General features: G+C 45.9%; 19 protein-coding genes. 13 read left to right on the top strand and 6 right to left on the bottom strand.

What is annotated here, in order from left to right; translation table 11 throughout:
- Positions 1-80 precede the first annotated feature (80 nt).
- A complete protein-coding gene (locus V1358_RS03595) occupies positions 81-1,964 on the bottom strand; it encodes a propionyl-CoA synthetase (RefSeq protein ID WP_347392613.1) in 1,884 nt (627 codons plus the stop codon).
- Between the two features lie 197 nt (positions 1,965-2,161).
- On the opposite strand from V1358_RS03595, the gene V1358_RS03590 reads away from it, so the two are divergent.
- The 3 genes from V1358_RS03590 to V1358_RS03580 all read left to right on the top strand — a co-directional run bounded on the left by V1358_RS03590 (position 2,162) and on the right by V1358_RS03580 (position 5,054).
- Complete coding sequence (locus V1358_RS03590; protein WP_347392612.1) at positions 2,162-3,004, top strand: LytTR family DNA-binding domain-containing protein; 843 nt, start codon at positions 2,162-2,164, stop codon at positions 3,002-3,004.
- A 296-nt stretch (positions 3,005-3,300) separates the two neighbouring features.
- On the top strand, positions 3,301-3,840 hold the full coding sequence (locus V1358_RS03585) for a cytochrome b (protein ID WP_347392611.1): 540 nt from the start codon (positions 3,301-3,303) through the stop codon (positions 3,838-3,840).
- The gene (locus tag V1358_RS03580) at positions 3,837-5,054 is read left to right on the top strand and encodes an erythromycin esterase family protein (RefSeq protein ID WP_347392610.1); all 1,218 of its coding nucleotides are present in this window, start codon (positions 3,837-3,839) and stop codon (positions 5,052-5,054) included. Before V1358_RS03585 ends, V1358_RS03580 begins: the two co-directional genes overlap by 4 nt.
- Before the next feature lie 40 nt (positions 5,055-5,094).
- On the opposite strand, the gene V1358_RS03575 is transcribed toward V1358_RS03580, so the two are convergent.
- Positions 5,095-7,131 (bottom strand): S9 family peptidase, encoded by a 2,037-nt coding sequence (locus V1358_RS03575; protein WP_440589856.1) that lies wholly within the window; start codon positions 7,129-7,131, stop codon positions 5,095-5,097.
- Between the two features lie 148 nt (positions 7,132-7,279).
- Here V1358_RS03575 and V1358_RS03570 point away from each other — a divergent pair, with 148 nt between their 5' ends.
- Both V1358_RS03570 and V1358_RS03565 read left to right on the top strand, forming a co-directional pair.
- Complete coding sequence (locus V1358_RS03570; RefSeq protein WP_347392609.1) at positions 7,280-7,678, top strand: MmcQ/YjbR family DNA-binding protein; 399 nt, start codon at positions 7,280-7,282, stop codon at positions 7,676-7,678.
- Positions 7,675-8,256, top strand: a complete 582-nt coding sequence (locus V1358_RS03565) for a dienelactone hydrolase family protein (RefSeq protein ID WP_347392608.1) — start codon at positions 7,675-7,677, stop codon at positions 8,254-8,256. Before V1358_RS03570 ends, V1358_RS03565 begins: the two co-directional genes overlap by 4 nt.
- Here the strand turns inward: V1358_RS03565 and V1358_RS03560 are convergent.
- Complete coding sequence (locus tag V1358_RS03560; protein WP_347392607.1) at positions 8,253-8,681, bottom strand: CBS domain-containing protein; 429 nt, start codon at positions 8,679-8,681, stop codon at positions 8,253-8,255. The genes V1358_RS03565 and V1358_RS03560 overlap by 4 nt on opposite strands.
- Positions 8,682-8,819: 138 nt before the next feature.
- On the opposite strand from V1358_RS03560, the gene V1358_RS03555 reads away from it, so the two are divergent.
- Positions 8,820-9,398 (top strand): YqaA family protein, encoded by a 579-nt coding sequence (locus V1358_RS03555; protein WP_347392606.1) that lies wholly within the window; start codon positions 8,820-8,822, stop codon positions 9,396-9,398.
- Here the strand turns inward: V1358_RS03555 and V1358_RS03550 are convergent.
- The gene (locus V1358_RS03550) at positions 9,395-10,438 is read right to left on the bottom strand and encodes a GGDEF domain-containing protein (protein WP_347392605.1); all 1,044 of its coding nucleotides are present in this window, start codon (positions 10,436-10,438) and stop codon (positions 9,395-9,397) included. The two genes, V1358_RS03555 and V1358_RS03550, sit on opposite strands and share 4 nt — an antisense overlap.
- Before the next feature lie 348 nt (positions 10,439-10,786).
- Here V1358_RS03550 and V1358_RS03545 point away from each other — a divergent pair, with 348 nt between their 5' ends.
- From V1358_RS03545 to V1358_RS03535, 3 genes are all read left to right on the top strand, one after another.
- On the top strand, positions 10,787-11,479 hold the full coding sequence (locus tag V1358_RS03545) for a DUF1707 SHOCT-like domain-containing protein (protein WP_347388939.1): 693 nt from the start codon (positions 10,787-10,789) through the stop codon (positions 11,477-11,479).
- A 193-nt stretch (positions 11,480-11,672) separates the two neighbouring features.
- Positions 11,673-12,314, top strand: a complete 642-nt coding sequence (locus tag V1358_RS03540; RefSeq protein WP_347392604.1) for a sulfotransferase — start codon at positions 11,673-11,675, stop codon at positions 12,312-12,314.
- Positions 12,315-12,420: 106 nt separating this feature from the next.
- Positions 12,421-12,993: a MiaE family protein gene (locus V1358_RS03535; protein WP_347388941.1), complete on the top strand. Its 573-nt coding sequence runs from the start codon at positions 12,421-12,423 to the stop codon at positions 12,991-12,993.
- Positions 12,994-13,041: 48 nt separating this feature from the next.
- Here the strand turns inward: V1358_RS03535 and V1358_RS03530 are convergent, their stop codons facing one another.
- Entirely contained in the window at positions 13,042-13,596 is a 555-nt protein-coding gene (locus V1358_RS03530; RefSeq protein ID WP_347388942.1) for an HdeD family acid-resistance protein, read from the bottom strand.
- 26 nt (positions 13,597-13,622) lie between these two features.
- The gene (locus V1358_RS03525) at positions 13,623-14,900 is read right to left on the bottom strand and encodes a Xaa-Pro dipeptidase (RefSeq protein ID WP_347388943.1); all 1,278 of its coding nucleotides are present in this window, start codon (positions 14,898-14,900) and stop codon (positions 13,623-13,625) included.
- 135 nt (positions 14,901-15,035) lie between these two features.
- On the opposite strand from V1358_RS03525, the gene V1358_RS03520 reads away from it, so the two are divergent.
- From V1358_RS03520 to V1358_RS03505, 4 genes are all read left to right on the top strand, one after another.
- Positions 15,036-16,682 carry a mechanosensitive ion channel family protein gene (locus tag V1358_RS03520; protein ID WP_347392603.1) on the top strand — a complete coding sequence of 549 codons (1,647 nt, stop codon included), beginning with the start codon at positions 15,036-15,038 and terminating at the stop codon, positions 16,680-16,682.
- A 362-nt stretch (positions 16,683-17,044) separates the two neighbouring features.
- Positions 17,045-19,327 (top strand): TonB-dependent receptor, encoded by a 2,283-nt coding sequence (locus V1358_RS03515; RefSeq protein WP_347388945.1) that lies wholly within the window; start codon positions 17,045-17,047, stop codon positions 19,325-19,327.
- Between the two features lie 105 nt (positions 19,328-19,432).
- The gene (locus tag V1358_RS03510) at positions 19,433-19,726 is read left to right on the top strand and encodes a hypothetical protein (protein WP_347392602.1); all 294 of its coding nucleotides are present in this window, start codon (positions 19,433-19,435) and stop codon (positions 19,724-19,726) included.
- 50 nt (positions 19,727-19,776) lie between these two features.
- Positions 19,777-20,427 carry an HAD family hydrolase gene (locus V1358_RS03505; RefSeq protein WP_347388947.1) on the top strand — a complete coding sequence of 217 codons (651 nt, stop codon included), beginning with the start codon at positions 19,777-19,779 and terminating at the stop codon, positions 20,425-20,427.
- The last annotated feature ends 30 nt before the right edge of the window (positions 20,428-20,457 follow it).

The following is a 20,457-nucleotide window of genomic DNA, read 5'->3' as shown; positions in this document are numbered from 1 at the left end:
AACAGACCCTAGGGTTACTAAAAGCAGAGCAACTCAATGAGTTGCTCTTATTCTTGTCATTTCACCCACTAACAAACTCATTAGCTGGTTTGCAAACACTCACTAATTTCATCGAAAATACTTGCATCATCAATGGTTGAAGGGATTTGTAACTCTTCACCATCAATAAGTTGGCGCAGGTTCTTTCGCAGTATTTTCCCCGAGCGTGTTTTTGGCAAGCGTGGCACGCAAACGATGTCTTTTAAACAGGCGATGGCGCCAATTTTACCGCGAACCGTGGCTTTAAGCTCTTGCTCTACGGTGGCACATTCACCCTGGTAATCATCTTTAAGCACCACCATGGCCATTGGCACTTGGCCTTTGAGGGCATCGTGAATGGCAAACACCGCACATTCGGCAACGGCTGGGTGGCCCGCCACGATTTCTTCCATTTCTCCTGTAGAGAGTCGATGTCCTGCCACGTTAATCACATCATCGGTGCGCCCCATAATGAATAGGTAGCCGTCTTCATCTAGGTAGCCACCGTCACCTGTAAGGTAATATCCCGGATATTGATTGAGGTAACCGGCCTTGAAGCGCGTATCATTTTGCCACACTGTCGGTAAGCAACCGGGTGGTAATGGCAGTTTGATCACCACCGCGCCTTGCTCATTGGCCTCACATTGCTCACCGTGTACATCCAGAATTTGTACATCGAACCCCGGAGTTGGCACAGTAGCGCTGCCCGCTTTGGTTAGCAGTGATTCAATGCCTATCGGGTTACAGGCAATCGCCCAGCCTGTTTCGGTTTGCCACCAATGATCGAGTACAGGCAGTCCAGTTTTTTCTTTGAGCCATTCATAGGTCGGTGGGTCTAGGCGCTCACCTGCAAGGAATAAGCGTTTTAGGCTAGAGGTGTCGTATTGGTTGAAGCCTTGTGCATGTGGGTCTTCTTTTTTAATGGCGCGAAACGCTGTGGGCGCACTGAACAACGCCGTGACTTTATATTCTTCAACCACACGCCAAAATGCACTGGCATCGGGCGTTCTTACCGGTTTGCCCTCATACAATACGGTCGTACAACCGAAGATTAGGGGGGCGTACACAATATACGAATGGCCAACCACCCAGCCTATGTCGGAGGCCGCCCAAAATACCTCGCCGGGCTTCATGCCATACACCGTTTCCATGCTGTAGTGCATGGCCACCGCATGACCACCGTTTTCGCGCACCACGCCTTTGGGTGTGCCTGTGGTGCCAGAGGTGTACAAGATATAGAGCGGATCGTCGCCCATTACAGGCGTTGCACCTACAGCTTTGGCACCTTGCATGGCGCTTTGCCAATCCACATCGCGTGGTGCTTGTATGTCTGCTGGCGCTTGTTCACGCTGATATACCACGCAATGTTCAACTTTGTGTTTCGCTTGGCTTAGGGCCTCATCAAGCAAGGGTTTGTATTCAATCACGCGGTCAATTTCGATACCGCATGAGGCGCTGAGCACTAATTTTGGGGTGGCATCATCAATGCGTACTGCTAATTCGTGCGCTGCAAAGCCGCCAAATACTACGGAGTGAATCGCGCCAAGGCGGGCACAGGCTAACATGCCAATGACGGCCTCTGGGATCATCGGCATGTAAATCACGACGCGGTCGCCTTTGGTGACGCCAAGGTCTTGCATAACGCCAGCGAACTTTTCCACTTCATTGAGTAATTGTTGGTAGCTGTATGTGCGCTTGGTATTGGTAACCGGTGAGTCATAAATCAATGCTGTTTGCTCGCTATGACCCATGTCAACATGCTGGTCCAGTGCAAGGTAACAGGTGTTTAGTTCAGCATCGGCGAACCAGTGATAAAAGCCATTTTCGTCCTGATGATAGGCTTTTTGGGGTGAGCTAAACCACGGGATGCGCTTGCTTTGCTGCATCCAGAATTGTTCAGGATTGTCACTGAAAGCACGATATTCTTGTTGGTATTGGCCTGACATACACGGCTCCTAATACAAAATGTGAGAGACCATATAGAATGTAGGTGTTTTTTTTGGCGGACAATATGCGACCATAGTCGAGCCTTTTATTGCGATAAAGGTCTAGTTTACTCGGCGCAATGGTTCGCCTAAGGTGGGCCAAGAATTTGAGAGTGTTTAACTACGCTGTGCAACGCGCCAGCGCGGTGGTGGAGTGAATGATAAAGGCGTATCAAACGTGGCAATCTGCCAGCCCTAAAACGAGATTACTTGCTTGTTGGGGGGTATTTCTATTGCTGTTCAATCTATATTGCTTGTTGTGGCGTCATGTGATTGGTGGTGCTCGTTTTGATTTCATCGACTCGCAAACGTTTTGGCTCAAAGAATGGGGCGTGTTGCTTGTTTTCTCATTGTTGCTTATTAGCACAGCGCTAGGGCAGCGTGTTTTGCGCAGCCCCATTTTACTATTGGCTGTTGTCATCTGCGCAGTGGGGCTAAGCACTGCTGCGCGTATCTTTGTAGATTTTCAATTCTACGCGCTAACACTTGCCAGCAGTGTCACTGTGTTATTGCCAAAGTACATTATTGCCTGTGCTTTGGGGATTACTGTGGTGCACGTGTGTATGAGGCAGAGTCGCTCCCAATCTGATGTTTCACCAAGACATCCCCTATCACTTGGGGACTCGAAAGAGGCGAACTTACATAAACCAGCGGATGCGCTCGAAGAGCAAGGCTCACTTCATATTGAACACCGAGGTATGGTGAAGAAATTACCTTATGAGGTAATTCAATATATAAAAGCTGCGGGAAACTATGTGGAGATCTACGACCAACAAGCAGTCTATTTATATCGGGCAACCATTAAGGAAATGTCATCGAAATTACCTGCGATGTTTATGCAAGTGCACCGCTCACACATTGTGAATTTGTGCAGCGTGAGCAAACTCACACGTGCTGATAATGGTAAAGCTGTGGCGCAGTTAGCCAATGGGCACAGTGTTGGGGTCAGCAAAACGTTTCGTAGCCAGTTGCAGCAATCTTTAGGGCGTGTTGACCTTTGAAGTATGAATTTTGTTCAAATCAAAGGCGTTCAATACGAGGAATGGGTCATGTTACATAGTGAGCTATGCTAATAGCCCATGACACCGCAGTGCACGCCTTTAGTTGAATCCTTTGGAATCTGCCTTACTAAAATCCCCCAATGGCTGCTGCAAAAACACATAACAAAGGTCAACACGCCCTAGCACAAAACAGTTAGGGTGTCGTTCGTCCCAAAACCCGTTATTTCGTCACTTATCTATTCAATTCAGTTGCTTAGCTTTTATTGTAAGGGCGTGTTTAATGAACTGAGGTGAATATGAAATCCTACTTACATCATCGATTTTGGCATTGGAGTTGTGCCGTTATGACTGTGTTACTACTCATGATTGGTTATTACATGACTTACATGAGCGATTATCGCCTGTACCATGTGCATAAATCGTTGGCTATTGTGATGGTGTGTTTATTCATACCTCGGGCGGCATTGCGAGCCATGGCACCTTGGCCCAGTGCGGTGCAAGGAGCAAAGAGGCACATGCTCTCTTTATTCCATTGGTCTTTGATTCTATTAACGGCAGTACTGTTAATTTCAGGGGCATCTTATAGCGGCTTTGGTGGCTATGGAATTGCGCTGTTCTCTTTACCCTTAATCAGCAAGAACCTAGATGAACTGGGGAGTGTTGAAGCCATCAATGCGACCTTAAGCGAGGTAGGTTTACAAGTGCATGTGATAGCCGCGCTATTATTAGCCGTGCTCATTGGAGCCCATATTTTTGCCGCGTTAATTCACCACTTTAAATACAAAGACGACACCCTAAAGCGCATGATCCGTGGGCCAAAGGAGTTGCGAGAATGAAGCATATTTTACTCTCTTTGCTATTACTTATTACCGTGTTCATGCCGGTTCAGGCGCAAATTAATCTAGCGCAAACGGATGATTTCAAAGGGCTCGCTGAGTTTGGTCATGCTATCGCTGACAAACGTATCGTGATGCTTGATGAGCTCACTCATGGCGAGCATCAAAATTTCTTGTTAAAGGCAAAGCTTGTGCGTTATTTGCACCAGCACCATGGCTTTGATGTGCTGCTGCTAGAAAGCGGGTTGTACGATGTTGCCAAGGTGTGGGAAAACGAAAAAACGCCCATCGTAGACCAAGCGGCTGGGAACATATTCTATATGTACGCGCATTCCACGGCTTTACAGATGTTATTCGATTACATCGACAGTGCGCGCAGTAGTGAATCTCCGTTAATATTGTCAGGGTTTGATGGTCGTTTAAGTGGCGAATTGTCACGCCACCAGGTGGGTGAAGAGCTGGGTAAAGCGATTGCTCATTTGCCTCCTTCCTTGGTGCAAGGGGTTGATGTGCCACGCTTTAAAATACTGACTGAAGCCATTATAGACCGTGATATTGAGAAGTTTGAGCGCACAGAACTGCTTGATTACATTGATACCGCTTATGTTCTACGCGACCTTCTAGAGATGAATCAATCCAGTGTTAAGCCATTCGAAAGTGACGGTTATCGTTCTCGGCTTATAGAGGGGTTAGCATTTGTGGCGCAGTCATTAGTGGGGGAGCGGCGTCACGATGAGCACGATATCCCTATGGCGAACAATGTAAAATGGTTGCTAGATAACCCCTTTAAAAACAAAAAAGTGATTGTTTGGGGGCATTTTGTGCACCTCAATTATGCCGGCTTCATCGAGAAGCACTATGACAACTTAGGCAGCTTGTTGCGCCAAGCCTATGGCACTGACGTATACCATGCGCATATTGGTGCAGCTGGTGGGCAGTATCGTGATTATGTCTCGATGGCGGTAAAAAATATCACGCCGAGCCAATACCACATTGAGCCAAAGCTAGCGCAAGCGCATCAACTAGATGACCATCAAGCGCTGTTTATCTCGGGCGATCAGTTACACAAGCTGGCACAAGCCAGTGCCGAGGGGGCCCAATTTTTTGGGCATCAATACCGGCTTGATATTCCTGTAGCACAGTGGCAGCGATATTGGGATGGAATGTTTGTTATAGGTGGCTCGACTGCGTCAGAGGCTCAGCCTACACAATAAAGAAAGCACTGAGGGTGATGACCCTCAGTGCTATTTTGAGTTACTTCTTGTAGCGTTCGAACCACGCAAGTGTGTGCTCGATTTTTGAAATCATCCGTGATGGACGACCGGCGATGCCGTGTGGCGACCCGGGCACACGAATCAGTACGGTATCTACTTTTTGCAGTTTTAGTGCTTGGTAGAACTGCTCTGACTCAGAGATTGGCGTACGACGGTCCTGCTCACCTGTCATGATCATCGCCGGGGTTGTGACATTCCCTACCAATGACAGCGGTGAGCGCTTCCAGTAATGCTCAAGGTTATCCCAAGGCATGCCCGGGAATTGGTTGCGGATTTGGCCAAGATAGCTATCAGCTGTGAGCACTTTACTGACCCAGTTAATGACAGGTTTGGTGATGGCCGCAGCGTTAAAACGGTCGGTCAGACCAATGGCATACGCTGTGGCAATACCGCCCGCAGAGCCGCCAGCGATAAAGAGGTTATTGCTGTCAATGAAGCCTTTAGCGATAAGCGCGTCCACGGCGGTGTTGTGATCTGCAAAATCCTCTTCAGATGAGTATTTACCATCCAGTAGTAAGGCAAAGTCTTTACCATAGCTGGTTGAACCGCGGTAATTCACATAGACCACCACATAACCTTCTGCTGCGTAGCGTTGAAGTTCAGATGCAAAGTGTGGGCCATAGGCCAAATGCGGGCCGCCGTGAATCTCAAGAATAAGTGGGTACTTTTTGCTTTCATCGAAGTTAGGCGGGGTAATGTACCAGCCTTGAATCTCCTGCCCATCGAATTGCGATTTCACCGTTAATTCATGGACTTTGCCAAGTTGCTTGTGCCCTAAAATGTCTTCGTTAATGGCAGTTACCACATCGTTTTTACCCTTGCGGATGATACCTAAATCAGCAGGACGCTGGCTGTCACCATGGGTATAAGCAATAACGCCATTGTCTGCCATTGAGAATTCACCACTGATATACGGGCGCCCAAGCGTTGTACCAGAGAGTGAATCTGTGATGTCCGTGACCTTACCGCTGCGGGTCATTTTGGCCAACTTGCGCTTGCCGTAGTCGTCATATTGAACGACAAAGTCGCCTTTGCCTGCCCAAGCATAATCAGCAATAGAGCGATCTAGGTCTTTGCTCACTTTGCTGATTTTGCCAGAGTCGAGCGTTAGCATGGCCAGTTGCGAATTAACATAAGGCACTGTTTCATTATCGCGAGAGATAAAGGCGATGCTCTGGCCGTTGTTCGCATACGTTGCGTGATACTCGCGCCCTGGTAAGTCAGTTAATTGGGTTTGTGCGCCCGTATTAACATTGACCGCGTAAAGGTCTGATTCTGTGGTGCGGTATTCCCACTCTGGGTGTTGGTCACTTGAATACACTAGCTCAGAGCTATCTGGTTTCCAGCTAAGAGGACCGGTATGCTGGAAATCGCCCATAGTGAGCTGGCGAGCAGAGCCACCATCAGCCGGAAGCACAAATACTTGGCTAAAGCTAGGCTCTAAAAAGCCGCGGCCATCGGCTTGGTAGCGGGCTTTATCAATGACGGTTACGGGTTCTGACCAACTCGCGCCTTTGGGTTTGGCGGGCAATTTTACCGACTTCACAAAATCCGACTTGCCCTCTGGCAGGCTCATAGTGAAGGCGAGTTGCTTGCCATCCGGTGACCAACTTAGGTTGCTAACAGATTTGGGGAGTTGTGTGAGTAAAGCGGTTTTGTTTTGCTCAAGCCAATACATGTGCAGTTGTGATGAGCCACTGCGATTGCTGCTAAAGGCGATGCGTGTGCCATCGGGTGACCAGCGCGCCGACGAATAATTGTGCTCATCCGCAAACAATGGCGTGTGCATATCAGTTTTTACATCGTACAACCATAATGATTGTTTGCCTTTATCCGTCATAATGTCGTAGCTGCTACGCACATACACGACCTTGTTGCCGTCTGGGCTGATTTGCGGATCTTTTACATATTCCAAGGCAAAAATATCTTCTGACTGTAATAAGTTACTTGGTGCAGCATGAGCGCATGCGGCAGCCATAATTGACGTGCCGAGCAAAGCGAAACTAAGTTTGGTCATAGCTTTTTCTTCTTAATTAGCGAAAGATTCATCCTAAGTAGGCACTGGATTGTGTTCAAGTCGAACTCGACCAAGTGCAATATTTAGCCGATAAAGTATGCTGATATTTCCTATAGTAGGCACTAATTTGTTTTGGGAGTAGTGAAAAATGGATGAAGGTTCAGTGCGCCAATATTTATTGGATAAACCTGACGCAACGGTAGGGCAGCCCTTTGGAGAAGGCGTTGACGTTTATAAAGTGCAAGGCAAGATGTTTGCCACACTCATTAAAAGAGCAGCCCCAGATGGGCGGCTGTGTTGGCAAATGAACCTAAAATGCGACCCTCATGAGGCGCTAATCCTGCGAGAAATATTTTCGGCTGTTGTCCCTGGATATCATATGGACAAACGCCACTGGAATACCATAATTTTAGATGGCAGCATTCCAAATGGTGAGCTGCAACGATTCATCGATAACTCTTATTTGCTGGTGGTTGAGAAACTACCTGTAAAGGTGAAAAAGCGCATATTGATGTTGTTGCTAGATGGGCAAGGAAAACTGGAATGAAACGAGTTGTTGTCAGCGATATTTTCGGAAGAACTAAAGCGTTAGAGGCGTTGGCATTTGATATTGATGCTCACAAAGTGATTGACCCATACGGCGGCATGGATTTGGGGTTTATTGATGAACCACAGGCCTATAACCATTTTACTGAACACAGTAGCGTGAATGAGTATGGCGCTATCGTCAAAGAAGCAATAGCGCATTACCAAGAGCCAGTTACGTTAATTGGTTTTAGTGTGGGGGCCTCTGCGGTGTGGGAAATGATAGGTACGCACCAACTAGCTAATCTCAGCGGTGCTTTGCTGTTTTATGGTGGGCAAATTCGAAAACGCACACAATTGCAGCCTAGCTGCCCAACAACTCTGGTCTTTGCACATGAAGAGCAACATTTTGATGTGCAAGAACTGATGTCATCTTTGTCGTCGAAGGAGCAAGTTAATTGCCACAGGGCAACTGGGTTACATGGATTTATGAATGCACATTCTGATAACTACAATCAGCATTGCTATCAGCACTATTTACATACCATCAAGGCAAAGCCATTACATCAATGTGTGTCTTCGTGCTCGTTTAGTTATTAAATTGAGCCTTGCTTACTTTGATATTTTTCGAGCAGGACGCGCATAATATCGCGCCACGTAATGATGCCTACAGGGGCTCGTTGGTCGTTAATGATGGGCACGCAGGAAATGCGGTGCTGATTAAACAAGGCCACCACGTCGATTAGTTTGGCAGTGCTTGGTAAAGCAATAGGTGAATGACTCATCACTTGGCTTACACGCTTATTGAGGGTTGCTCTATCAGCCGCAGTGGCTGATGCCTTGCCGACATTCGGGCTGATGGCTTTGAGAAAGTCTCTGTCGGATACAACACCTGTTAATACACCTTGCTCGGTGACTAGAATATGGTGAAATTGAGTGCGCTTAAAAATATCACCGACAACGCGCAATGTTTCATCTGGGGAGCACGTCACCACGGGTGAACTCATAATGTCGCTCAACTTCATAACGCCTCTGTAATATCAATAAGTTGGAGTGATACCTAGAGTTATAAGCGAAAATGGCAAATTTTTCATGGTATTTAGCGTGTTAAAATGTTTTTTCGGTACAATAAGCGCCGAGTTGCGACAAAACAAAGGAACAGGATGTCTGTTAAACAACGCATAGCGCAAAAGACTAAAAAGTGGATTCACTCCAAACACATGCTCAAGAGCATTACGTTTGCTTCATTCTTGGAATCGACCATTGTGCCCGTGCCACTTGAAGCGCTGCTCGTGCCTTTGATGCAGGCCAGAAGAGATAAAATCTGGTTGATTGCGCTGTTCGCGACGCTCGGTTGTATGTTGGGCGCACTATTTGGATATGCGCTGGGTTATTACCTTTTTGATATGCTTGGGCAATGGATAATCTCTACGTTTTCTAGCCCTGAACAGTTTCAAGAAATAAAACTGCAAATGCAGGAAAAGGGATTTTGGTTTGTGCTCACTTTAGGCATTGTGCCAATACCGTTTCAAATAGCCATGTTGGCAGCAGGTGCCACGCATTATTCGCTCACCCTCTTTATCCTAGCAACAGCTATAGCGCGTGCTATTCGGTATTTTGGTTTAGCTGTGCTTGTATATTTTGCGGGTAATCGTGCCGAGCAACTAATACGAAAACACAAAGTAAAAGCGATGGTGGTGATAAGCGTTGTCGCGGTCGGTTTGTGGTGGCTATTTCACTAGCTCAATGCCGCGCCAACGAGTGTGTCGTCATTCTCAACCAGTTGATTGCGACCACTGTTTTTGGCGATGTATAAGCCCTTATCCGCTTGCATCAGCATGTGTTTAATATCTTTGCATGCGAGCGGTTGGCAATTTACGCCAATACTAATACTCAGCGGGATAGCCTTATCATGCCAGCGGAAATTGCTCTCAAAGACACTGGCTCGCAAACGTTGTCCTACTTTGATGGCTGTTTCATGATCGGTGTTTGCCAGTATCAAGGCAAACTCTTCACCGCCGATGCGAGCGGCCACGTCCGAACTGCGAATATGATCACCAATCTTTTTACCAATCCATTTTAAAGCTGCATCGCCAGCATCATGACCAAATTGGTCGTTTACGCGCTTAAAGTAATCGACATCTATCATCATCACAGCAATGGGTTGCTGTTTATCAATGCATTCTTTTATTCGTTGCTCGCCAAAGGTGAAAAAGGCGCGACGATTGTACAAGTTAGTGAGGGCATCAAAGTTTGCAAGATTGATAAGGTGCGCTTCTGAGCGAGTGAAATACAACATCGGAAAAACCAGCGCGGTGCAGGTCGTTAGTACTAAGTGAATAACCAGAATAATTTCCAAGATGTGGTTTGACTTATCGGATATCGGCAGCGATAGAATCGATGACATATAGGCTGCCTGGCCAAGCATTAATACGCTATGAAGGACGAAAAGGGACGTTAAAATGAGGATGTAAATATTGGTCAGGACTCTTGCTTTAGATAGGTGAAATGCGGTCGCTGCGAACAGAGTTGCGACCACTAGGCTGGTGAATAGTTGCGATAGCATTAAATAAGGAGATAACGCTAGCAGGGCCACAGCACTGCCAACACAAATGTACTTCACAACCGGATACTGACGCTCTGGAGTAAGATGCCAAAGTACACCATATAATGCGAGGGTTGGCGCGGTGATAATGAGAATGTCGGCAACAGTATAGGTGAGTAAAGTAAAGTCAATAAACACCCGAAGGCTTGCTACAACTTCTGCTGAGGCAAATACCACACACGATAACCCCCAATAACAAAAGCTTCGTTGTCGTCGTTGTGAGTAGATTGCCAATAAAAAACACCCGATAAATAAATTTAACAGTGTTGATATGCCAATCAAAGTTGGTAAATGAATCATATTGCTGCAAGCTAGACTAATCTAGCTTCAGTCTAGCGTAGTGTGAGTATAGTGCAATCGGGCGTTTGGAGTGATAATTGTCAATAAGTGGTGATAAATCCATAAAGTTAGTGTTTTTTACACTTCTTATCATTTTAATTGTTATTAACACTATGATTTAAAAGAGTATTTAATCTTGGTCTGGAGCTTGCTTTAACAGCTTTGGATTTATTACGGAGAATGATTATGACAGTGGCGGCGAAAGACAGACCTCTCGAGGTGGTAAAAGAAGAGGTCATCGATCAACTTATTTTAAACTACAGCCATGGTGAACTATCGGCGGATGCGTTTGAGCGTCGCCTAGACAGTGCCTATGAGTGTAAAGACCAAGAACAACTCATGGCACTTGTAGCTGATTTACCCTTGCAATCAGACCCGCGTTATCAAAGTGAGAAAGCCGCACGTTTTCGCCCCCAGTATACTCACAGTGACCAAGCTCAGGCAGATTCAAAGATCACCACAATTCTTAGTTCTGATCAGCGCAGTGGTGACTGGGTCGTACCAAAACATATTAATCTCACCAATGTATTGGGCTGCATGGAGTTGGATTTCAGTAACGCAATTTTTACTCACCCAGAAGTACATATTCACGTTAACTGTTATTTAGGTAGCCATGAAATATACGTCCCACACAATGTTGATGTTATTACGCAAGTGACCAATATCGCTGGCTCAATAGCTAATAAACGTGTGACATTGGGACCGCGCAGTAACGACGTACAGCGCCCGAAAATTATCATTCACGGTCGAATTGTGCTTGGCAGCGTGGAAATTAGTGTTAAGCGCACGATGAAAGAAAAATTGAAAACTTTCGCCCAAAGTATGCGTGAATTATTTGAAGAGCCAAAAGACGACGGAAAACACGACAAATACTACTAGAGTGGGTCGATCTTAGCTGGATGCTTTTGCAGTGACCCTTGGACCATTTGACGAGGGTGAATCTGCATTCCCCACTGATGTTATGTAAGTCAGGTGAAAACACAAAAAAATATACTCCAATGTTACGGCCCTAAGGGTTCAACCATTGAGCTGTCCGCGTATAATTGTCCACTCTTTCGATGAGTGGGCAATTATGAGTTTAGAAAATAAAGTATTTGTTGTGGGGCTACCACGTACCGGTACTACAAGCGTGTGCGTAGCCGCAATCAATGCTGGCATCCCAACAGCCCATACAGCCTATACACAACAATGCTTTGAACAGGCACAATTTTTTGCCGATACACCTTGCTTTAGCCATTACCCATATTTAGCTAAGCATTTCCCCAGCGGTCGCTTTATTCTGCTGCAAAGAGACAGACAAGCTTGGCTTGCGTCCATCAAACAACTCTTGTTACGAATGCAAAAGAACTTGCTGTGTGAACAAGGTGGTTTTAGCCCTTTGTTGAAACAAAGCTATGCAGATGTGTTCGCGCCATTGAATGCACAAACGCTTGCTGATGATCAACACTTGAGCGCTTGTTATGAGCGTCATCAACAGGCCGTTCGAGAGTATTTTTCGCCAGACCCGCAGCGGTTGTTGACCATTGATGTGAGCAACGCCGCTGACTACCAACGGTTTTGTGCATTTTTGGATATTGATCCAACCTCTGATGGCTTCGCGCATTTAAATAAAGGCAACAAAGTGATGGCGTGGCGAGAAGTGCAAAGTCCACTTAAAATTTCATCTACTCGCAACGGCAAAGTAGATAACCTTGATAGCTGGTGGTTGCCTTAGAGCACACCAGCTCAATCGTTCTGCACAACAGCAATATGTCACACGTGCTGGCATCGAAGAGACTGTCCCAGTACAATAGCGCCAATTTCAGTACTTATTGAATCCTATGTTTGAATTAGAATTTGCAACTCCAAATGAATGGACTGAAGCGGTATTAGCTGACTTCGATACTTTTTTACAGGACCATGCGGCAGCAGAAAAAAAGGCCTCAGGCATGGCTTTGTCGATGCTTTCTCATTATCCAGACAAGCGTAAATTGGTTAAAGCGATGACCGATTTGGCCCTTGAAGAGATGATTCACTTCAAGCAAGTGGTAAAGCTGCTTACTGAACGTGACGTAAATTTAGGGGACGATAAAAAAGACCCGTATGTGAACCAGCTGCGCGGTATGTTCCGCCACGGCAAAGACGTATTCATGATGGATCGACTACTTGTAGCCGCCGTTATTGAAGCGCGTGGTCATGAACGCTTTGCACTTATTGCGCAAGCACTGCCAGCAGGTAAAGATAAAGAGTTTTATACCGCTATCGCAAAATCAGAAGAAAAGCATAAAAACTTGTTTGTTGAGCTTGCGTATGAGTATTTCGATAAAGATGAAGTGGATGCACGTTTGGCTGAGGTGATCAGACGCGAAGCGCAAATATGTGCTTCTTTGCCAAATCGCGCCGCATTGCACTAATCTGCGAATATAAAAAAGGGGAGGCCAACTGGCTTCCCCTTTTTTTACTTAGAGTTGATGAGTCTTGGCTAAGCCACGTAGCTTGAACCCAAGCCAGCACAGAATGATTCCGAATATCAGTGCATAAAGCGCGACCAACCAAAGCATGGCGATGATCCCTTGGCCTGGGTTCACCATCAGATACACCCCAAAAATCACCGACAAAACACCACTGATCAGGATCAGCATTGAACCTTGAATGTGTTTTGACAGCTGAATAGCCGCAATGACTTCCATGACGCCAATGGCGACAGCCCAAAAAGCTATTAAGTAAAGCATGACTAAGGCTGTAAGCTGCGGCATCGACACCGTAATTATGGCTGCAATCACGCCTAACACGCCGGCAATCAAGGTCGCATACCAGTATTTTGAAGACGACTTTTGTTTGAATGCTAACCAGATGCGGGAAACACCATCAAACAAAAAGAAGGCTGCAAACACGAAAATGAGTGCGCCAAGGGTAACCTCAGGTAAAAACCAAGCAACAGCCGCGAAGATGATTGCTATCACGCCCTGCATCATAAATACAGGCCACTGACTCGGTAATGAAGTGTTTATCGCCATTCCATGCTTCCTTAATTTAATTTTCTTTAATCAACGTTCTTATAAACTTGTCCCGCTTTCATAACAAAGTCAACGTTTTCCAACACACTGACATCTTCAAGTGGGTTGCCGTCAACCGCAATGATGTCGGCTGCGTAGTTAGCTTTTATCTGCCCAAGCGTGTCTTGCGCTTTTAATAACTGCGCCGCATTAATAGTAGCACTTTGAATCGCTTGTAATGGTGTCATGCCATATTCAACCATGCGTGAAAACTGCTTTGCATTATCACCGTGTGGGTAGATTGCCGCGTCGGTACCAAACACCATGTTTAAGCCTGCATCCACAGCGCGGCTAAAGCTTTCGCGTTGGCGCTTAGATACTTGGCGCTCTTTGTTGAGGTTTTCCTCAGCAACACCGTTTTGTTCACCGTAAGTAAGCGTGTACTCGGTATTGTAGATATCCATAGATAGCCAAGTGCCGTACTTTTTAGCCAGCTTAATGCCTTCATCGTCGATGAAAGAGACATGCTCAACACTGTCTACGCCTGCTACGATAGCCGCTTTGATGCCACTGGTACCGTGAGCATGAGCCGCCACGGTTAAACCGCGCATGTGTGCTTCATCCACAAGGGCGTTCATTTCTTCCTGTGAGTATTGCTGCACGCCTACTTTGGTGCCTTTTGAGAATACTCCGCCCGTGGCACAGAACTTAATGACGTTGGCGCCGTATTTAATGTTTTCACGAACCTTGGCACGCACCGCCCATGGGCCATCAGCGACGCCTTCTGCTCGGTAATCAAGTTCTGGTGGTACTCGGTTGTTGTCACAGTGACCGCCAGTTACGCCAAGAGACGGACCCGCCGCCCAAATACGTGGGCCAGGTACATCACCTGCATTGATGCCATCACGCAAAGCGATAACGCTGTAACCAGTGGCACCCACATTGCGCAACGTGGTGAAACCAGCTAATAAAGTTTGGTTGGCATAATATGCCGCTTTAATCGCCTTGCGAGGTGCGGACTGGGTAAAACGATCTGAACGAGGCACGCGCGGATCTGAGGTGAGATGAACGTGCATATCCATCAAGCCTGGAAGTAGGGTTTTGTTGCCCAAATCGATGACTTCATCGTCGGCGTTTAGTACATCCGGTAAGCGTTTATCGATATTCGTAATAACGCCATCGTTAATACTTACCACTACATCGTTGACTAGTTTACCAGAGCTGACATCCAGCATTTTCTCGGCTTTAACATAGGTTGCGCTGTAAGCAGGGTTCATAAGCGCTAGTAGGGCGCAGCTGATTAGCGTGTGGGCAGGCTTCAACATAAAAATCTCTGTTTTATTAGTTAGAAACTCAATCTAGCAAGTGACTGCTTTTGTGGCAATTTTAAGCGATAAAGCGTGAGCTTTTTGCGCTAGCTGGCTATGCTAGGAACTGTCCCTAATAATTATGAGTCAACAATGATCACCCGCATTACCTTTGTTATTTTTTGCCTAGTTTGTTCATTAAGCGTTTGCGCTCAACCTAAAGTCACAGTGAAGGAGTTGCTGCAGCAAGAGCAATCTCAGGAACAGCCTCAACAGGACACTGTGGCGAAGGCGCAAGATTTGGCAGCACGAACACCTGTCCCACGCTCCCAAGAACTTGACGATGCCATGCCCATGGATGAATTCAATCGTGCTACCCCTAGAAGTTCAATGCAGGCTTATTTGAACGCCGCGCGAAAAGAAGATTATGAGCTTGCGAGCCAATACCTAGACTTTCGCAATTTAAACCAAAATGTACTTGCGATAGGTAAACCTCAACTAGCAGAGATATTTTATCTCGTGTTAGATAGAACCTTGTGGATAGAACTTGAAACCCTGAGCGCACACCCTAAGGGTAAGAAAGAAGACTTTCTGCCAAGCTATCGTGACTTTGTCGGCGAAATTAAAACCAGCCAAGGGCCAGTGCAAATTTTAATGCAACGTGTGCCAGCAGAACAAAGTGACTCTTATATTTGGAAAATCTCAAATGCCACGGTGGCGCATATTCCGCTATTAAAAGAAGAGTATGGCTATTCTGAAATCGGTGTTTGGTTGTATAAGAACTTGCCGCACACCGCTTTTTTGGGCGTGAAGTTGTGGCAATGGGTGTACTACAGCATGAATTTTCTGCTGTTTTTATTGATTGCTTTGGTTATCACCCAGCTACTGAGGTGGCTAGTGATCAAGGCGAACCCGCAAACTGGAGATGAGGCCAAAGGTTTGATAACGGGCCCATTATGCCTACTCTTAGCCGTTATTATGGCGCGTAACTTCGCCTCAGAGGAAAATTCGACTTTGGCCACCAAAGCGGTGTTTGAAGGGGCAACATTGCTTATCCTTGCCTGCACCTGGTTTTTTGTGCGCGTAATCGATGTGGCCAGGTATCGGTACGGATTACGTCTACAACAGCGGGGTAACGAACAAGCGATATATTTGTTACGCCCTCTGGGTAATGTGCTGAAAATCACTTTAGTTATTTTGGCGTTGTTTATGTGGCTCGATAATTTGGGTTTTAGTGTCACAACGTTAGTGGCTGGTCTCGGTATCGGGGGTATCGCGATAGCCCTAGCGGCGCAAAAGTCGGTGGAAAATATTATCGGAGCGATTACTTTATACACATCCGCCCCCGTAAAGGTAGGGCAGCTATGTCGTTTTGGTGATGATGTTGGCACCGTCGAAGAAATAGGTCTTCGTGCTACGCGCATTCGCACCCTCAATCGTTCTGTAATTCATGTACCCAATGCGCGTTTTGTTGATATGGAGCTAGAAAACATTTCTGAGCGAGAGCGCATAGCCTATCGCCCTGAATTTGTTTTGGACGCTCAAAGTAACAGTGAGCAAATCGAGACTTTCAAATCCCAATTCCTAGAAATCCTAAGTGAACAAGAGGATGTATCTGCTGCACCTTGTCGTGTGCGATTCGTTGGCTTTGAGCCGCGTGGTTTGAAAATAGAGGTATTGGCTTACATAGAAACAACGGACTTCAATACTTATGTAGCAAGGTGTGATGAGCTGAATTTAGCTGCATTAAGTTTATTACAACAATTAGGAATGAAATTAGCTCCTCCAGAACATATTTAAAAGGACAGGTAAAATGTCCTTTATGTTTTTTTGTTATTGGACTATCGCGAAATATTATAGATGAGCTATGCTTATTTTTTGCACTAAAGGACAAATGTCCTTATTTGCTAATAAAATGCATTAAAATTCTCGAATGTGCAGAGATTAGCGGTTAAATGTTGCAAAAAAATGAAATAAAAATGAAGTAAAAGCCTTTTTAACTGCTATACTTCGCAACCGTAATGTTCAGCCTTTTATTTGTGTTTGTACTCTCCAATTTAAGGTCCGCGTGGAAGCGCGAAAAATTGAACATTGTGCCAGGTGATAGGGCGCTACATATCTACCGTTGAACAAAAGAGTACAATTTAAGGGTCAAATTCGACATGAAAGCGATGAAACGTACTGCGATTGCTAACTTAATCAAAGCAACGCTGTTCTCTGCTGCTGCAGGTACTGCATTCACATCTACTGCTGCTGAACAACAAGGTCCAGCTGCAAAAGACAACTCTCTAGAAGTTATTCAAATCACAGCTCGTAAACGCGTTGAAAACGCACAGGAAGTTCCTGTTGCGGCTTCAGCTGTACAGGGCGACAACCTAGAAGCGTATAGCTCAGCTGGTATGGACATCCGTTTCCTAAACGCGAAAATTCCAAGCTTGACTGTAGAATCTTCATTCGGTCGTACTTTCCCACGTTTTTACGTACGTGGTCTAGGTAACGCTGATTTTGATTTGAACGCGTCTCAACCTGTTTCATTAGTAGTAGACGATGTTGTACAGGAAAGTCCAATTCTTAAAGGCTTCCCAGTATTCGACGTTGCTCGTATCGAAGTATTACGTGGCCCGCAAGGCACGCTATTCGGTCGTAACACCCCAGCAGGTCTTGTAAAAATTGACTCGGCTCGTCCTACTCAAGAGCTAGAAGGCTATGCAGCTGCTTCATACGGTTCATTTAACTCAATCGATTTTGAAGGTGCTGTAAGTACAGGTCTTACTGACGACCTTTCTGCACGTGTTTCTGTACTTCGCCAACAACGCGATAATTACATCGATAACCGTGCTCCAAATAACTTTATTGATGATGCAACTGGTGGTTACCAAGAAACTGCAGCTCGCGTTCAGTTCTTATATGAGAAAGACGCATTCAGTGCATTATTCAACTATCACACACGTGACTTAAATGGTAAGCCAATCGTATTCCACGCGAACGCGATTGAAACAGGTACTAACAACGCTCGCCCGGGTTTTGATCCTGAAGTGACTTATCACGACACAATTCAATTCTCTACTCAGAATGTAGAGAGCCAAGGTGCAAGCCTGACATTAGAGTTTGACCTTGAGAACCACACATTGACGTCGATCACTGGCTGGGAAAGCGCTGAGATCTTCTCTCGAGCGGACGTAGATGGCGGTTTCGGTTGTGGTAACGATTTCGTTCCTGGATGTCCTACAGACGAGATGGGCCCAGGCTTTATCTTCCTAGCATCTGAAACTGCAGATGCATTACCAGAGCATGACCAGTTTACTCAAGAGATCCGTCTAGCAAGCAACTTTGCTAGCGACTTCAACTACCAAGTAGGTGCTTTCTATTACAGCGAAGAGCAAGTAATTGAAACATACGGTTGGGACGGCCTAGGTTTTGAATTCCCAATTGGTTATGTTCGCCAAGATCAAGACACAACAGCATGGGCTGTGTTCGCATCAGGTGAGTATCAACTAACTGACAAGCTTGAGCTTTCTGCTGGTCTTCGCTACTCAAACGATGAGCGTGATTTCACGGCATCTCGCTATGCTAACAAAGGCGACACAGTAGCTAACTTGACTAAGTCTGTATCTCCAGATGATAGCCACGTTTCTTGGGACCTAGCGCTTGCTTATAAATACAGCGACGACATTAACCTATTTGCTCGTGCAGCTAACGGTTTCCGTGCTCCAAGTGTTCAAGGTCGTATCCTATTCGGTGATGAAGTAACTGTTGCCGATTCAGAAACTATCAACTCAATTGAAGCGGGTATTAAATCAGACGTTCTTGACGGCCGCGGTCGTATTAACGCTACTGTTTTCTACTACCAAATGGATGACCAACAACTTACCGCTGTAGGTGGTGATTCAGGTAACTTCGCACGACTTCTGAATGCTGATAAAACAGTAGGTTACGGTCTAGAAGTAGATACTGAATGGGTATTGACTGACAATATCGATGCAATGTTTAACTTCAGCTACAACAACACAGAACTACAAGACGATACCTTGTTCTCGCCTGGTTGTTTTGCATGTACAGTGACTGACCCTCTTACTGAAAAAGGTTACAGCCTAGACGGTAACAGTCTTCCACACGCTCCAGAGTGGATTGCTAACTTCACTCTTCGCTATACAGCAGAGCTAGGTGACGGTGAGTTCTACGCTTACACTGATTGGTCATACCGTAGCGAAATTGACTTCTTCCTATATGAGTCAGTTGAGTTTGAAGGTGAAGCGTTGTTTGAAGGCGGTCTACGTACTGGTTATAAATGGTACCAAGGCGGCAACGAGTTCGAAGTAGCAGCATTTGCTCGTAACATCACAGATGAGCGTGTATTCATCGGTGGTGTAGATTTCAGTAACAATACTGCAATCGTAAACGAACCTCGTTTCTTCGGTGCAGAGTTCAAAGTGAACTTCTTCTAAGTCGAATATAGACACTAAAAACCCGCCCTTGTGGCGGGTTTTTTCATTTATATCAGCGTGTCGAGCTGATAAAGTACCACTTTGTTATTTTGCGAGAGCACAAGCATGTCAGGATTTTGGAATTACCGCGTAATTTTAGCGGAAGAGCAGGGCAAAGAGCCGCTTTATCAAATTCATGAAGTTGAATACACAGCCAATGGCCGCGTAAGCAACTGGTCAGAAACAGGTGCAGCACCTTTTGGTCGTAATCTAGAAGAGCTACAAGCAGATGCAGAGCGTCTAAAAAGTGCCTTTGATAAGCCAGTGCTTAAAGTTGAACGTCAAGCGCGAGGCTATGAATTAGTTGAGATTGACACGGGCGAACCAGCAACTGCTGAGCCACCTACTGCAGCTCAATAATAATGAAAAGGCGCCCGATGTGGCGCTTTTTATGTAAGGGTCAGAGGAAAATGATAACGACGTTGCTATTCGATTTTGATGGCACCTTGGTCGACTCGGAAGTCATTCACTTTCGTTGTTGGCAGGAAGTCTTGACGCCCTTTGGCGTGTTTTTTGATGAAGAACGGTTTTGCCAACTCTACTCAGGGAAGCCAACACTTGCATCCGCGTTTGATGTAGTCGCGAAGCACAATTTGGATGCCAACCCAGAGACATTGGCGCAGCAAAAAAATGCCTTGTTCGCTAAGGTGGTAAAAAATGAATTACCACCTCTGATGCCGCATGCCAAAGATGTACTGTATGCAGCAAAAGCAGCTGGATTTACACTGGCGTTAGTCACTGGAAGCACAAGGGATGAGGTAACCCCTATTCTTGAGGGGTATGGCTTTACCGACTTGTTTGAGACTGTGGTGTGCAAAGATGATGTGACCAACCCCAAGCCGCACCCTGAACCTTATCTATTGGCACTCAGTCGCTTGGGTGTGGATGCGCGTCATGGCGTTGCATTAGAAGATACCAGCACCGGATCTCGCTCTGCCAAAGATGCGCGGCTTTGTGTATATGCTATCCCTAACAAATATACTCAGGAGCAAGACTTTGCGCATGTAGATGAAAAATATGATGATTTGCTGCAAATGTACACACAGCTCACAAAAACCTAAATTAGGAACTAAACTGTAAATAAGAGCTTA

The sequence above is a fragment of the Pseudoalteromonas pernae genome (assembly GCF_039831865.1).
Lineage (GTDB): Bacteria > Pseudomonadota > Gammaproteobacteria > Enterobacterales > Alteromonadaceae > Pseudoalteromonas > Pseudoalteromonas pernae.
The sequence above is the reverse complement of the archived record's forward strand: the minus strand, read 5'-3'. Positions and strand labels throughout refer to the sequence as shown.

Coding starts and splice junctions, on each gene's coding strand:
- V1358_RS03595 (WP_347392613.1), bottom strand. CDS start 1,964: ATGTCAGGCCAATACCAACAAGAATATCGTGCTTTCAGTGACAATCCT.
- V1358_RS03590 (WP_347392612.1), top strand. CDS start 2,162: ATGATAAAGGCGTATCAAACGTGGCAATCTGCCAGCCCTAAAACGAGA.
- V1358_RS03585 (WP_347392611.1), top strand. CDS start 3,301: ATGAAATCCTACTTACATCATCGATTTTGGCATTGGAGTTGTGCCGTT.
- V1358_RS03580 (WP_347392610.1), top strand. CDS start 3,837: ATGAAGCATATTTTACTCTCTTTGCTATTACTTATTACCGTGTTCATG.
- V1358_RS03575 (WP_440589856.1), bottom strand. CDS start 7,131: ATGACCAAACTTAGTTTCGCTTTGCTCGGCACGTCAATTATGGCTGCC.
- V1358_RS03570 (WP_347392609.1), top strand. CDS start 7,280: ATGGATGAAGGTTCAGTGCGCCAATATTTATTGGATAAACCTGACGCA.
- V1358_RS03565 (WP_347392608.1), top strand. CDS start 7,675: ATGAAACGAGTTGTTGTCAGCGATATTTTCGGAAGAACTAAAGCGTTA.
- V1358_RS03560 (WP_347392607.1), bottom strand. CDS start 8,681: ATGAAGTTGAGCGACATTATGAGTTCACCCGTGGTGACGTGCTCCCCA.
- V1358_RS03555 (WP_347392606.1), top strand. CDS start 8,820: ATGTCTGTTAAACAACGCATAGCGCAAAAGACTAAAAAGTGGATTCAC.
- V1358_RS03545 (WP_347388939.1), top strand. CDS start 10,787: ATGACAGTGGCGGCGAAAGACAGACCTCTCGAGGTGGTAAAAGAAGAG.
- V1358_RS03540 (WP_347392604.1), top strand. CDS start 11,673: ATGAGTTTAGAAAATAAAGTATTTGTTGTGGGGCTACCACGTACCGGT.
- V1358_RS03535 (WP_347388941.1), top strand. CDS start 12,421: ATGTTTGAATTAGAATTTGCAACTCCAAATGAATGGACTGAAGCGGTA.
- V1358_RS03530 (WP_347388942.1), bottom strand. CDS start 13,596: ATGGCGATAAACACTTCATTACCGAGTCAGTGGCCTGTATTTATGATG.
- V1358_RS03525 (WP_347388943.1), bottom strand. CDS start 14,900: ATGTTGAAGCCTGCCCACACGCTAATCAGCTGCGCCCTACTAGCGCTT.
- V1358_RS03520 (WP_347392603.1), top strand. CDS start 15,036: ATGATCACCCGCATTACCTTTGTTATTTTTTGCCTAGTTTGTTCATTA.
- V1358_RS03515 (WP_347388945.1), top strand. CDS start 17,045: ATGAAAGCGATGAAACGTACTGCGATTGCTAACTTAATCAAAGCAACG.
- V1358_RS03510 (WP_347392602.1), top strand. CDS start 19,433: ATGTCAGGATTTTGGAATTACCGCGTAATTTTAGCGGAAGAGCAGGGC.
- V1358_RS03505 (WP_347388947.1), top strand. CDS start 19,777: ATGATAACGACGTTGCTATTCGATTTTGATGGCACCTTGGTCGACTCG.